Origin of the sequence: Synechococcus sp. MIT S9508 (genome assembly GCF_047303045.1) — a bacterium.
In the GTDB taxonomy this organism is placed as follows: Bacteria; Cyanobacteriota; Cyanobacteriia; order PCC-6307; family Cyanobiaceae; genus Synechococcus_C.
In genome coordinates this window covers 174,837-187,116 of record NZ_CP138941.1, presented here as the reverse complement: position 1 = coordinate 187,116, position 12,280 = coordinate 174,837, and the positions used below count along the sequence as shown (strand labels likewise).

The following is a 12,280-nucleotide window of genomic DNA, read 5'->3' as shown; positions in this document are numbered from 1 at the left end:
TGTAGAGGGCTTTCAGATCACGGAGAAGCAGGGGCAAAACTCGGGATCGTCTCGATGCTGTTCCGACAGTTTTCAGAGTGTTTTGAGCTCCGGTGCAGCTTCTCCTGGATGGTTTCACTGCCGTCGTTTTGCATGGAGAACACTTCACGTTGTTGAGACGTGCAAAAGGCAAGCCGGTGCGGCCGTTTGACACCTGTAAGATCCGCCTGTCCGGTGGACTTCGTCAACAGCCGGCGTTTCGGCTTTTCCTCCATGCGCATCCGTCCTCTGCTGGCCCTTGTGCTGGCTTTCTGTCTGACCTTCGTCACTGCCTGCAGCGGAGATGCTCAGGCAGTTGATCGCTCGAACATCACGTACGACGACATCCGTAACACCGGCAGGGCGAATGATTGCCCCACGCTGCCTGAATCCGCACGTGGTTCCATTCCGCTGACTCCCGGCAACGACTATCAGCTGACTGGCATCTGCATGCATCCCAGCCAGGTCTTCATCAAAGGTGAGCCTGCCAACAAGCGTCAGGAAGCCCAGTTCGTTGAGGGCAAGATCCTCACCCGTTACACCTCCAGTCTTGACCAGGTCTACGGTGACCTCGTTGTCAGTGAGAAAGGCCTTTCTTTCACTGAGGAGGGTGGCATCGACTTCCAGGCCATCACCGTTCTGGTCCCAGGCGGAGAGGAGTTCCCTTTCACGTTTTCAAGCAAAAATTTGAAGGTCGATGCGGAAGGTGCAGCCATCACCACCAGCACCGATTTTGAAGGCGAGTACCGCACACCGAGCTACCGCACCAGCAACTTCCTTGACCCCAAAGGCCGTTCACTTACAACTGGTGTGGACTACCCCCAGGGACTGATTGGTCTCGGCGGTGATTACGAGGAGCTTGATCAAGAGAACAAGAAGCAGTACATCGACGGCCAGGGTGTGATGAGCCTGTCCATCACCAAAGTCGATCCCGATACCGGCGAATTCGCTGGCGTGTTCTCTGCCATTCAGCCTTCCGACTCTGATATGGGCAGCAGAGAGACTGTGGACGTCAAGATCACCGGAGAGCTTTACGGCCAGCTCGAAGAGGCCTGATTGCTTCAAGACAGTTTGATCACCAACAAGGGGCTTCGGCCCCTTTCTTGTTGTGACCCCTCTTCGCTGAAGCCGCAGGCTGTTGTCTGGGAGAATCGCGCCGTCTTCCCAATCCACTCCGGCCTGTCATGACTGCCAGCACCCCTTCCTCTCAGACCGGTGTGATCGCTCCCTATGGCGGCACCCTGGTTGATTTGATGGTTCCTGAGGGTGACAAAGCTGCAGTCAAAGCTTCAGCCAGCAGCAGCATCGAATGCTCCGATCGCAATGCCTGTGACGTTGAACTGCTGGTGGTCGGGGGCTTCTCCCCTGAAAGGGGTTTCATGCACCAGGCCGATTACGACGCAGTGGTGGCCGGAAACCGCACCACCTCTGGGTATCTGTTCGGACTGCCGATCGTGATGGACACCGACCGTGAGGACATCACGGTTGGGCAGACGATTCTGCTCACCTACAAGGGCCAGGACCTTGCTGTGCTCACCGTTGAGGACAAGTGGGAGCCAGACAAGGTCATCGAGGCCAAGGGTTGCTATGGCACCACATCCCTGGAACATCCGGCTGTGCGCATGATCGCCACAGAGCGTCGCCGTTTCTACCTCGGTGGTCGGATTCAGGGCCTTGAACTGCCGTCGCGCGTGTTCCCCTGCAAAACGCCATCTGAGGTCCGCGCAGGCCTTCCCGCAGGGGAGGACGTCGTGGCCTTCCAGTGCCGCAATCCCATCCACAGAGCCCATTACGAGCTATTCACTCGAGCCTTGCATGCCAGCAACGTCAGTGAAAACGCAGTGGTGCTTGTGCATCCAACCTGCGGTCCCACCCAGCAGGATGACATTCCTGGGGCTGTGCGATTCCAGACCTATGAGCGACTTGCTGTCGAGGTGGATAACGCTCGGATCCGCTGGGCTTACTTGCCCTACGCCATGCATATGGCAGGCCCCCGTGAAGCTTTGCAGCACATGATCATTCGCCGTAATTACGGCTGCACCCACTTCATCATTGGGCGTGACATGGCCGGCTGTAAGTCTTCCCTGAGCGGTGATGACTTCTACGGTCCCTACGACGCTCAGAACTTTGCCAAGGAGTGCGCGCCTGAACTCACCATGGAAACAGTGCCCTCTCTCAACCTCGTCTACACGGAGGAGGAGGGTTACGTCACCGCAGAACACGCCGAGGCCAGAGGGCTGCACGTGAAGAAGCTCAGCGGCACTCAGTTCCGCAAGATGCTGCGCAGCGGTGAAGAGATCCCCGAGTGGTTCGCCTTCAAGAGCGTTGTGGATGTACTCCGGTCCACCTGAGCTCTCAACTACCTATTAACATTCCTTCATCAGAGGCGGAAGACCCTTGAACAAACGTTGGCGGAACATCGGCCTTGGGGCCCTTCTTGTGCTCGCGATCGTTGTGATCGCACCGGCTTTCTTTGGTGGCGCCGGCAGCCCACAACCCGAGGCACGCTCACTTCGCTACAGCGATTTTGTGGAGAGGGTCCAGGAAGACCAGGTCAGCAGGGTTCTGTTGTCTCCTGATCGTGGTACCGCTCAGGTCGTTGAGACTGATGGCCGTCGGGCTGAGGTGAACCTCGCACCCGACAAAGACCTTCTCAAGCTGCTCACCGATCACAACGTTGATATCGCGGTTCAGCCATCCCGCCAGCCCGGAGCCTGGCAGCAGGCTGCATCAAGCTTGATTTTCCCCTTGTTGTTGCTCGGTGGACTGTTCTTCCTCTTCCGTCGTGCGCAGTCCGGCGGTGGCGGTGGCAATCAGGCCATGAATTTCGGCAAAAGCAAGGCTCGTGTCCAGATGGAGCCCTCCACGCAAATCACATTCGGTGATGTAGCCGGTATCGAAGGCGCCAAGCTTGAACTCACTGAGGTTGTCGACTTCCTCAAGAACCCTGATCGCTTCACCGCCGTTGGAGCCAAGATTCCTAAGGGTGTACTTCTGGTGGGCCCCCCAGGTACCGGTAAGACTCTTCTGGCCAAAGCTGTCGCTGGAGAGGCCAACGTTCCCTTCTTCTCGATTTCCGGTTCGGAGTTTGTCGAGATGTTTGTTGGTGTGGGTGCAAGCCGTGTCCGCGACCTTTTTGAGCAGGCCAAGAAAAACGCACCCTGCATCGTGTTCATCGACGAGATTGATGCGGTCGGCCGTCAGCGCGGAGCTGGTATGGGTGGAGGAAATGATGAGCGTGAACAGACGCTGAATCAGTTGCTCACCGAAATGGATGGTTTCGAAGGCAACACCGGAATCATCATTGTTGCGGCCACCAACCGTCCGGATGTTCTCGATTCAGCTCTGATGCGGCCGGGACGTTTCGACCGTCAGGTCACGGTGGATCGTCCCGACTACGCCGGTCGCCTACAGATTCTTGGAGTGCATGCCCGTGGCAAGACGCTGTCCAAGGATGTCGACCTCGACAAGGTGGCACGCAGAACTCCTGGCTATACGGGAGCCGACCTTTCCAACCTGCTGAACGAAGCAGCAATCCTTGCTGCCAGGCGTGATTTGAGCGAAGTCAGTAACGACGAGATCAGTGATGCCATCGAGCGAGTCATGGCTGGTCCTGAGAAAAAAGACAGCGTGATGAGTGATCGCCGTAAGCGTCTCGTTGCCTACCACGAGGCTGGCCATGCTCTGGTTGGTGCCCTCATGCCTGATTACGACCCGGTTCAGAAGATCTCGATCATTCCGCGTGGAAATGCTGGTGGTCTGACCTTCTTCACTCCCAGTGAGGAACGGATGGAGTCGGGCCTTTATTCCCGCACTTATCTGCAGAACCAGATGGCCGTTGCGCTCGGCGGTCGTGTTGCTGAAGAGATCGTCTACGGAGAAGACGAAGTCACTACAGGTGCTTCCAATGACCTCCAGCAAGTTGCTTCAACTGCAAGACAGATGATCACCCGCTTCGGGATGAGCGACAAACTCGGTCCGGTAGCTCTTGGTCGTTCCCAGGGAGGCATGTTCCTCGGACGTGATATCGCGGCTGAACGTGACTTTTCGGAAGACACTGCGGCAACCATCGACGAAGAAGTTTCTGATCTTGTTGCTCTGGCCTACAAGCGTGCCACCAAGGTTCTTGTCGACAACCGCTCTGTGCTCGATGAACTCGCAGACATGCTCGTGGACCAGGAAACTGTGGATGCCGAAGAGTTCCAGGAACTGCTGATCCGCAGTGATGTCCGTATTGCTGAATACGTCTGAAACTGATCTGGGGTTGATTCGCTCGTTGCGGATCCAACCACTTCTGGTTGTTTTGCGTCCAGAACGCATTGATCTGGAGGCAATTTTTTTAACCACCCGTCTCTGCCGTCAGCTCGATCAGCTGGTGGAGGCGGGTGTTCAGCATGTAGAGATCGCATGGATTGATCATCCCCGCTGGCGTGATCTTGTGATCGCAGCGAGGTCTCGTCATCCACGTCTGTCCCTCGGAGCGGCATCGATCACGCAGCAATCGGCTCTGCAGCAGGTTGCTGAGCTTGGATTCAGCTACGCCATGTCGCCGCTGTTGGATCGGGAGTTACAGCAACGAGCGAAGCAGCTTGATTTTTTGTTGGTCCCAGGTGTGATGACTCCCTCTGAGATCAGGCAAGCCTGTGATCTGGGTTGCCGTTTGGTGAAGTTGTTTCCGGCAAGCGTGGTTGGGCGCAGCTTTTATCGTCAGATCGCTGCGCCGATGGGGAATCTCCCTTTCGTGATTGCCGCTGGAGGCTTGCGTGCCGGTGACCTCTACTCCTGGCTCGATGCTGGATATGACGCCATCGCGCTTGGTCGAACTGTGTTCGAAAACAACGATTTCGATCCCTCCCTTACCGCCTGGATTGGCGCATGAGTGGTAGCGATGAGACCCATCTGCTACAGATAAGAGAGATGTTTCGGGAACGATGTCTCAGCTATCCATCAAGTTGAGCGACAAAGCTGATGCTTTGATCGCTCAGTTGCAGAAGGAAATTTTCAATCGGCGTCGCAAGAAGGTCACCGCCTCCGGCGTCGTGGAGACCCTGGTCGAAAGTGGGGCTCGCTCGCAGTCCGACAAGCGTTTCTCAACCTCTTGGGTCAATCTCATTCAGGACATTGAAAAGGCCGCTAAGTTGGCCAATGCCCATGGCAGCAAACCCTCTTCACTCAGCGATGAGGAGTGGGTGATGGTGTTGAGCCATCGCAACCGCCAGTCCACCGGTAAGCCTGCGCGTCAGTCGACTACCAAAAAGCCTGCCGCTAAAAAGCCGGTGGCCAAGAAACCTGCGGCCAAAAAGCCCGCTGCCAAAAAGCTTGCTGCCGTGAAGGCTTCCAAGGCTAAGGCTCCAGCAGCGAAAGCTGTAGTCGCCAAGACTGCCGTGAAGAAATCCGCTTCACGCAAGCCGACCACGACAAGAGCCGCCAAAAAGACGACGACAACGTCGACAACCGTGAGCACTGCAAGCAAGCCACGCTCGGCTCGTCGTGCCCGCAAGGCCACCAAGTCATCGGCCTCCGGGTCGGTGGCCGGACGCATGGCCAAGGCCGCAGCTCAGCTGGGGAGCGGCAGCGGCATTACATCTACGGCTCGCAGCTGAATCTCCAAGTGCAGCCTCACCAGAGGCTGCACTGACCCTGCTGTCTGAGCAGGTGGTCGGCCAGGACCAGATTCACCATGGCCTCCACCATCGGCACGGCTCTGGGCAGCACACACGGGTCATGTCGACCCTTCGCGGCGAGGGTGGTGGCCTGTCCGCGGTCGTTGATCGTTTGCTGCTCTTTGCGGATCGTTGCTGTTGGCTTGAAGGCCACCCTGATCACAATCGGCTCGCCGTTGCTGATGCCTCCCTGAATGCCGCCGGAATTGTTGGTGGCTGTGCGCAGCCGGCCTTCTTCGCTGGGCAGAAAGGCATCGTTGTGCTCGCTCCCTTTCAGCTGTGTGCCGGCGAAACCTGAGCCGATTTCGAACCCTTTGGTTGCAGGTAGTGACATCACCGCCTTGGCCAGATCCGCTTCCAGTTTGTCGAAGACAGGCATTCCGAGGCCCACGGGGGGCCTGCGTACAACGCATTCGATCAGACCTCCACAGGAGTCGCCCTCGCGGCCGATCGCCTCAATCCGTTCGATCATCTGATCAGCCATCGCGGCATCCGGACATCGCACGATGTTGGCTTCCACGGCTTCGCGGTTCACCGCATTGATGTCCACCTTGGCTTCGAGGTCATGAATGCGCCGGACCCAGGCCACGACCTCCGTGCCATGGACTTTGCTCAGCAACTGCCGGGCAATGGCACCAGCAGCCACGCGACCGATCGTTTCGCGCGCCGATGCCCTGCCGCCGCCGCTGCGCGCCTGAATTCCGTACTTCGCTTGATAGGTGGCATCGGCGTGGGAGGGTCGAAAGGCAACCTCCATCTCCTGGTAATCCTGTGGCCGCTGGTCTTTGTTGCGCACCACCATGGCAATCGGTGTGCCCAGGGTCATGCCATCCATGACACCACTCAGGATCTCCACCTGATCGACTTCCTTGCGCGGTGTGGTGATTTTGCTCTGGCCTGGCTTGCGCCGGTCCAGTTCGGCCTGAATCGCTGGCATGTTGAGTTCCAGTCGTGGCGGGCAACCTTCCAGGATCACGCCGACCCCGCCGCCATGGGACTCGCCGAAGGTGCTGATGCGGAACAGGGTGCCGAAACTGCTGCCCAATGGAATGCTTTCTCTCGTTCGAGCGTAAGAGAGCTCAGATCAGCTCGCTCAGGGCCCCTGAAGGATGTTCAGAAGCCGGCCGGTCCCGAAGCATCTCGAAGTCGTTGAAGTCGAAACCTGGTCCGACACAGCAGCTCACCAGGGAGTACTGCCCCTCCGCGCGTGCGGCCATCCAGTGGCCTGCAGGCACCACATGAACAGGATTGTGCATAGAGAGCACATGCTGAATGGCTTGGCCTCCATCCGGTTCAAGAGTCCAGAGACTCAAGGGTGTTCCCTGGAGATGGGTCCAGACCTCATCGGCCTTATGCACTGCATGCCAACGGCTTCTGGACCCTGCATCCAGCAGGTAGAGGATGCTGGTGATGGCTGTTCGTTGCTGGCCATCGGCACGGGTGACCCATGATGAGCTCCGATAGAGCTCACGGAACCAGCCACCTTCTGGATGGGGTTCGAGGCTCCAGTCCTGAATCAGTTGATGGACGACCTCCATCGGTGAGTGGCTCGAAGATGGGGTCTCCTCTGAGATTGGCTCCATCAGTTCAGGGGTTTGCTGAAACGCATCAAGCCCCAGCTGAGCTTCCCTGACTGGCCACCATCAACCCAATGGCCCAGCCCGGCATCCATCCGCTCCAGATAAGCCGGCGTGATGCTGCGTTCCAAATCCTCACGGCGTCGTCGCAACTCCAGGCGAACCCTGTTGTAGTGCTCGATCAGCATCGGTGTGCGGTCATGCCATGCCGTCCGCGTTAGCCCTGCCTCGGTAGCCCAGCGGTGATATCGCTCTGGTGATCCGAGATCCGCAAGGTGAATGCGACCGAGAATCGCCGTCAGTGAATCAGCATTGACACCATCGGCTGCCATGGGGTCGGTCATCACCATCACGCCACCAGGTTTCAGCAAACGTGCTGCTTCCTGCATCACCGTCCGTCGGTCACCGGAGTGGAGAATCGCGTCCTGACTCCAAATCACATCGGCGCAGCCATCGGGGAGGGGAACTGCTTCGAAGGATGCATCGTGAACGCTGATGCACTCAGAGAGGCCGGCCTCTTGATTGAGCAGCCGATGTCGGTTGTTCTCAACTGCAGAGATGTTGATGGCCTCCACCCGTATCCCAGGGCTGCTGCAGAGTCTCCTAGCGGCTCCCCCGTAGCCAGACCCGAAGTCCACCACCCTCAGGGTGGTCGCTTGGTTTGGGGGAAGAGGCTGGCCGATCAAGGCGATTAGGGCGTCGACAGTCCGACGGCTTGCGGTCGCGATCGGCTCCTCCGCACTCTCATAAAGGCCGATGTGAATGTCCTCGCCGCCCCAAATGCCTGCGTAAAACCGATCGGCATCATCACTGTCGTAGTAGTTGGCCGCGGTGCTGGCTGCTTCGGAATAGGTGCTCGTCATCGCTCAGATAGCTGTGATGTCGGTGTCGAACAGATATTCCTTCTCAGCGACATGCACGTAGAAGTCGGGATCATCGTGGCCGCGTTGATAGTCGCCATAGCTGGTGATCCGCTGGAAGCCCACCTCTCGCATCAGGCGCCGCACATAGCCGTGCCGCAGCGGGAACATGTTCAGGTGATAGGTGCTGCCATCGCTGAAGGCATAACGGAAACGGGCCAGTCCATCGTCGACGTGTTCCGGTCCCACTTCAACGTCTTTACCGCAATAGACATTGCTCTTGCCGCTTGTGGAGGTTCCCTCCAGCAGGCGGTCATAGTTGCGGTGATCAAGAATCAGAATGCCATTGTGCTTCAGCACCGCGTAGTACTCGGCCAAGGCCTTGCGACGGTCTCGTTCGCGGAACAGGTGGGTGAATGAGTTACCCAGGCAGATCACGGCGTCGTACTCGCCGTGAATGTCGCGGTTCAGGAAGCGCCAGTCCGCATGAACCGTGCGCATCAGCAGATCGCGTTCCCGGGCGTTTTTGAAGGCACGGGCAAGCATGTTGGGGCTGCCATCCACGCTCACCACATCGAAGCCCTCGCGTAGAAGACGGACGGAATGGAAGCCCGTGCCTGTCGCCACATCCAGAACCGAGCGGGCGCCATGCTCGTGCAGTAGGCGCACAAAGAAGTTGCCTTCAGCTTCTTCCCTGGCATCCCAATCAATCAGGCGATCCCAGCGGTCTGCGAATTGCTCAATGTATTCCTGCTGATAATGATCCGTTTCCCGGACGCGTTCGGGTCGCTGCCCGAAGCGTTGCGCATCACCGGATTCCGCTGAAGGGTGGCTTCTGAGTGTGGTCATGCCGGTCGGCTCCTCTACTGCGCGGGGGGCGGTGCGAAGGACAGCAGCGGCGCTGTCTGACAGCTCGTTACCGACCCTCTGAGCTGTATCGACGTTGCGAAACGGGCTCAATTCGCAACCTAATCACGGCGTTTGAAGCTGTCAGCTACGCAGATGAAGGCTTTGTGGAAAACGGATGGTGACTGACCGCTGATCAGCAGGCCAGGCCACTGCTATAAGCAGCTCAGGCTTGGGCGGAGGCTCTGAAGTGCAGTCAGAGATCTCCATCGAGTCGGTCTGGAAGCTGTTTGGCAAATCCTCTGCAGAGTTGATTGGGCAGCTCCGCTCAGGTGCGGATCCTGAGGATCTTCATGCCAGTCGCGGCGTGCGGGCTGCTGTCCAGGATGTCTCGATGGAGGTTCGTGCTGGCGAGATCTTTGTTGTGATGGGTCTTTCCGGCTCAGGTAAATCCACCTTGCTGAGGATGCTGAATGGTCTGATCTCCCCCTGCGAGGGGGAGGTGACTGTCAAGGGCCGTTCGCTGAACTCGATGACGGCACTGCAGCTCGCGGAGCTGCGTCGTCATCAGATGGCGATGGTTTTTCAGTCGTTCGCGCTCTTCCCCCATCGCAACGTGCTTGAAAATGCTGCTTTTGGTCTTGAGGTTGCGGGCATGGCTCGCAAGGCGAGGACTGATCGTGCCATGCAGGCTCTTGAGCGTGTAGGACTGGCCGCAGAGGCCCGTAAAAGACCACGTGAGCTGTCCGGCGGTATGCAGCAAAGGGTCGGTTTAGCTAGGGCTCTGGCCCTTGACCCGCCGATTTTGCTGATGGATGAGGCCTTCTCTGCCTTGGACCCTTTGATCCGCAAGGACATGCAGGATCTGTTGCTGGACCTGCAGGCCGAGCACCGTCGCACGGTGGTGTTTATTTCCCATGATCTTGATGAGGCGATCAGGATCGGTGACCGGATTGCCTTGATGCAGGCCGGGCGTCTATTGCAGTGCGACACCGCTCAGCGGTTGCTGCAACATCCAGCCAATGACGAGGTCAGACGCTTTTTTCGCGACGTCGATGTGGCGTCCGTTCTGACAGTGGAAGCGATTGTGCAGCCTCCTCCTGATCTGAGTGTTTGCGATGTGGGCGAACCTCTGCCTGATGACGGGGTCGTCACGATGTATGTGACGGATCGTCTGCAGCATTTCCGCGGTCTGATCCGACCAGGTCTCGGCTGGGTCGACATGGCTGCCATCAAGACATTGTCGATAGGCACATCGGTAAAGGCAGCCATTGATGTGGTGGCAACCAGTTCTGAGCCAGTGCCCGTGCTGGATGACGAGCAACGGCTGCTGGGCGTAATCAGCGCGCGTCAGTTGCTGCTCGCAATGGAGGCAGGCGGTTGATGCTGATCCTTGCTGCTGCTCATCAAGCCGGTTGGCTTGGTCAGGCGATCGATCTTTCTGTTGAGTGGTTGTTGGCCAACGCCCAGGGATTGTTTGATCTGATCAAGGTGTCGGTGCTGGCCCTGGTCTCTGTCACTGCGATGGTGTTGGAGTGGCCACCGGCCTGGATGTTCGCTCTGATTACCGCGGCGCTGGGGTTCTGGCGAGTCAATGGTGGGTTCGCGCTGTTCGTTCTGCTCGGCTTCAATTTGGTGCTCTCTATGGCGCTTTGGAGCGAGATGATCGCCACCCTTTCGCTGGTTCTCACAGCCTCCGGTCTGGCTCTGTTCATCGGCCTGCCGCTGGGCATTCTCTCGGCACGTTCACGATTGGTCTGGAGGCTGGTGCGTCCCTGTTTGGATCTGATGCAGACGATGCCTGCTTTTGTTTATCTGATTCCAGCAGTGATGTTGTTCAGCACGGGTGCAGTTCCTTCGATTCTCGCCACTTTGATCTTCGCCATGCCGCCGGTGGTCCGACTCACGCATCTGGGAATCATCCAGGTTCCGGATGACCTGATCGAAGCCGGTCGCTCCTTCGGCTGCAGCGATCGCCAGTTGCTCTTGAAGGTGCAGATGCCCAGTGCCATTCCCACCGTGATGACCGGGGTCAATCAGACGATCATGTTGTCTCTCTCAATGGTCGTGATCGCTTCGATGATCGGTGGCGGAGGTCTCGGTGATGTGGTGTTGCGTGGGATTCAGCAGCTTGATGTGGGGATGGGGTTTGAAGGTGGGATCGCCGTGGTGATCTTGGCGGTGATCCTCGACCGTCTCAGTCAGAGCTTCGCCGGGCGACGCGGATCATCACTTCAACAACGCCTGCGCGCATGGATGGCTGTTTGGAGGTCGTCATGAGCGGTCGACAGATCCGACGACGAGCTGTCCTGCTCGGAGGCCTGGGGGTCGCGGGGATCTCCGCAGCCAGCTTGGTCAAGCTAAGTGCACCATCCTCCTCGGTGAGCTTTTCGCCCCCCGCTGGCAAGGGAGGTGTGGAGGGCTCCCGCAGCTCGCTGCCCAGTTCTGCATCCGCAAGACCCACACTGCGCCTTGGTTGGTCACCCTGGGCTGACGCTGAGGTGGTGAGCCTCATTGCTCAGAGAGTGATCCAACAGGCTTACGACGTGAATGTTGAGCGCGTGCTTGCCGACATCGGTATCCAGTACGCCTCCATAGCTCGCGGTGATCTGGATCTGATGCTGATGGCATGGTTGCCGTTGACGCACCGTGACTATTACCGGCGGGTGCGCGATCGGGTTGTCGATTTCGGTTCGATGTATTCAGGCCGTCTGGGCTGGGTGGTGCCGGATTACGTGCCTGCCTCGGAGCTCTCTGCGATTCCTGATTTACGCGACCCTTCCCTGGCGGAGCGGTTCGAAAACCGCGTGCAGGGGATTGATCCTGGCTCGGGCCTGAATCAGGCCTCGGCTGAGGCACTCAAGAACTATCGCCTCAACGATCTGCAGCTGGTTGCGTCAAGCAGTGCTGCCATGACGGCGGTGCTTGATCAGGCCATCCGCAAGCAACGGTGGGTGGTGGTCGCCAGCTGGACGCCGCATTGGATGTTCGCTCGTTACAAGTTGCGTTTCCTTCAGGATCCACAACGGGTGTTTGGCGGTATTGAGTGGATTCATGCGCTCGGTCGCCCTCAGCTGGATTTAGATATGCAAGATCTGGCTGGCTTCCTGACTCGCTTCCATTTGCCCGATCAGGAGATGTCTGATTTGCTGTTGCAGGCCAATGATCAGACGGCTGAGGCTGCAGTGGATGACTACATCTCCTCGCATCCGGCACGGGTTAGGTACTGGGTCACTGGAGAAATGTCGGCAACCTGAGGCGTTGCATTGCTCACTGATCCAGCAGCTCACTGACCGACCAGCCAGCCAGTAAAAAG

At 58.1% G+C, this 12,280-nt stretch carries 13 protein-coding genes; 8 read left to right on the top strand and 5 right to left on the bottom strand.

Annotation, left to right across the window (positions count from 1 at the left end; all coding sequences use genetic code 11):
• Nucleotides 1–17: 17 nt before the first annotated feature.
• Complete coding sequence (locus SIB42_RS01040; RefSeq protein ID WP_197459940.1) at nt 18–260, bottom strand: hypothetical protein; 243 nt, start codon at nt 258–260, stop codon at nt 18–20.
• On the opposite strand from SIB42_RS01040, the gene psbO reads away from it, so the two are divergent.
• The 5 genes from psbO (at nt 253) to SIB42_RS01015 (ending at nt 5,621) form a co-directional block, all read left to right on the top strand.
• Nucleotides 253–1,074 (top strand): photosystem II manganese-stabilizing polypeptide, encoded by an 822-nt coding sequence (gene psbO / locus SIB42_RS01035; RefSeq protein ID WP_067098580.1) that lies wholly within the window; start codon nt 253–255, stop codon nt 1,072–1,074. The two genes, SIB42_RS01040 and psbO, sit on opposite strands and share 8 nt — an antisense overlap.
• 128 nt (nt 1,075–1,202) lie before the next feature.
• Nucleotides 1,203–2,369: a sulfate adenylyltransferase gene (sat, locus tag SIB42_RS01030; RefSeq protein WP_067098583.1), complete on the top strand. Its 1,167-nt coding sequence runs from the start codon at nt 1,203–1,205 to the stop codon at nt 2,367–2,369.
• A 46-nt stretch (nt 2,370–2,415) separates the two neighbouring features.
• Nucleotides 2,416–4,269 (top strand): ATP-dependent zinc metalloprotease FtsH3, encoded by a 1,854-nt coding sequence (gene ftsH3 / locus SIB42_RS01025; protein WP_067098586.1) that lies wholly within the window; start codon nt 2,416–2,418, stop codon nt 4,267–4,269.
• Nucleotides 4,244–4,897: a bifunctional 4-hydroxy-2-oxoglutarate aldolase/2-dehydro-3-deoxy-phosphogluconate aldolase gene (locus tag SIB42_RS01020; protein ID WP_067098589.1), complete on the top strand. Its 654-nt coding sequence runs from the start codon at nt 4,244–4,246 to the stop codon at nt 4,895–4,897. The genes ftsH3 and SIB42_RS01020 overlap by 26 nt, the downstream gene beginning before the upstream one ends.
• Before the next feature lie 52 nt (nt 4,898–4,949).
• Nucleotides 4,950–5,621: a hypothetical protein gene (locus SIB42_RS01015; protein ID WP_067098593.1), complete on the top strand. Its 672-nt coding sequence runs from the start codon at nt 4,950–4,952 to the stop codon at nt 5,619–5,621.
• 16 nt (nt 5,622–5,637) lie between these two features.
• On the opposite strand, the gene aroC is transcribed toward SIB42_RS01015, so the two are convergent.
• Genes aroC through SIB42_RS00995 form a run of 4 tightly spaced genes read right to left on the bottom strand, consistent with a single transcriptional unit; the run spans nt 5,638 to nt 8,967 of the window.
• Nucleotides 5,638–6,726 (bottom strand): chorismate synthase, encoded by a 1,089-nt coding sequence (aroC, locus tag SIB42_RS01010; protein WP_067098595.1) that lies wholly within the window; start codon nt 6,724–6,726, stop codon nt 5,638–5,640.
• 34 nt (nt 6,727–6,760) lie between these two features.
• Nucleotides 6,761–7,264, bottom strand: coding sequence for a cupin domain-containing protein (locus tag SIB42_RS01005; protein WP_067098598.1), 504 nt, complete (start codon nt 7,262–7,264; stop codon nt 6,761–6,763).
• Complete coding sequence (locus SIB42_RS01000) at nt 7,264–8,121, bottom strand: SAM-dependent methyltransferase (protein WP_067098601.1); 858 nt, start codon at nt 8,119–8,121, stop codon at nt 7,264–7,266. Before SIB42_RS01000 ends, SIB42_RS01005 begins: the two co-directional genes overlap by 1 nt.
• A gap of 3 nt (nt 8,122–8,124) precedes the next feature.
• Complete coding sequence (locus SIB42_RS00995; protein ID WP_067098624.1) at nt 8,125–8,967, bottom strand: class I SAM-dependent methyltransferase; 843 nt, start codon at nt 8,965–8,967, stop codon at nt 8,125–8,127.
• A 247-nt stretch (nt 8,968–9,214) separates the two neighbouring features.
• On the opposite strand from SIB42_RS00995, the gene SIB42_RS00990 reads away from it, so the two are divergent.
• Genes SIB42_RS00990 through SIB42_RS00980 form a run of 3 tightly spaced genes read left to right on the top strand, consistent with a single transcriptional unit; the run spans nt 9,215 to nt 12,221 of the window.
• Nucleotides 9,215–10,348, top strand: coding sequence for a quaternary amine ABC transporter ATP-binding protein (locus SIB42_RS00990; protein WP_067098630.1), 1,134 nt, complete (start codon nt 9,215–9,217; stop codon nt 10,346–10,348).
• Nucleotides 10,348–11,244 (top strand): ABC transporter permease, encoded by an 897-nt coding sequence (locus SIB42_RS00985; RefSeq protein WP_067098627.1) that lies wholly within the window; start codon nt 10,348–10,350, stop codon nt 11,242–11,244. Before SIB42_RS00990 ends, SIB42_RS00985 begins: the two co-directional genes overlap by 1 nt.
• Entirely contained in the window at nt 11,217–12,221 is a 1,005-nt protein-coding gene (locus SIB42_RS00980; RefSeq protein ID WP_231856506.1) for a glycine betaine ABC transporter substrate-binding protein, read from the top strand. Before SIB42_RS00985 ends, SIB42_RS00980 begins: the two co-directional genes overlap by 28 nt.
• The last annotated feature ends 59 nt before the right edge of the window (nt 12,222–12,280 follow it).

Bases quoted from the DNA above. Each gene is read 5' to 3' on its own strand.
- psbO (WP_067098580.1), top strand. From the start codon at position 253: ATGCGCATCCGTCCTCTGCTGGCCCTTGTGCTGGCTTTCTGTCTGACC.
- SIB42_RS01040 (WP_197459940.1), bottom strand. From the start codon at position 260: ATGCGCATGGAGGAAAAGCCGAAACGCCGGCTGTTGACGAAGTCCACC.
- sat (WP_067098583.1), top strand. From the start codon at position 1,203: ATGACTGCCAGCACCCCTTCCTCTCAGACCGGTGTGATCGCTCCCTAT.
- SIB42_RS01020 (WP_067098589.1), top strand. From the start codon at position 4,244: ATGTCCGTATTGCTGAATACGTCTGAAACTGATCTGGGGTTGATTCGC.
- SIB42_RS01015 (WP_067098593.1), top strand. From the start codon at position 4,950: ATGTCTCAGCTATCCATCAAGTTGAGCGACAAAGCTGATGCTTTGATC.
- SIB42_RS01005 (WP_067098598.1), bottom strand. From the start codon at position 7,264: ATGGAGCCAATCTCAGAGGAGACCCCATCTTCGAGCCACTCACCGATG.
- SIB42_RS01000 (WP_067098601.1), bottom strand. From the start codon at position 8,121: ATGACGAGCACCTATTCCGAAGCAGCCAGCACCGCGGCCAACTACTAC.
- SIB42_RS00995 (WP_067098624.1), bottom strand. From the start codon at position 8,967: ATGACCACACTCAGAAGCCACCCTTCAGCGGAATCCGGTGATGCGCAA.
- SIB42_RS00985 (WP_067098627.1), top strand. From the start codon at position 10,348: ATGCTGATCCTTGCTGCTGCTCATCAAGCCGGTTGGCTTGGTCAGGCG.
- SIB42_RS00980 (WP_231856506.1), top strand. From the start codon at position 11,217: ATGGATGGCTGTTTGGAGGTCGTCATGAGCGGTCGACAGATCCGACGA.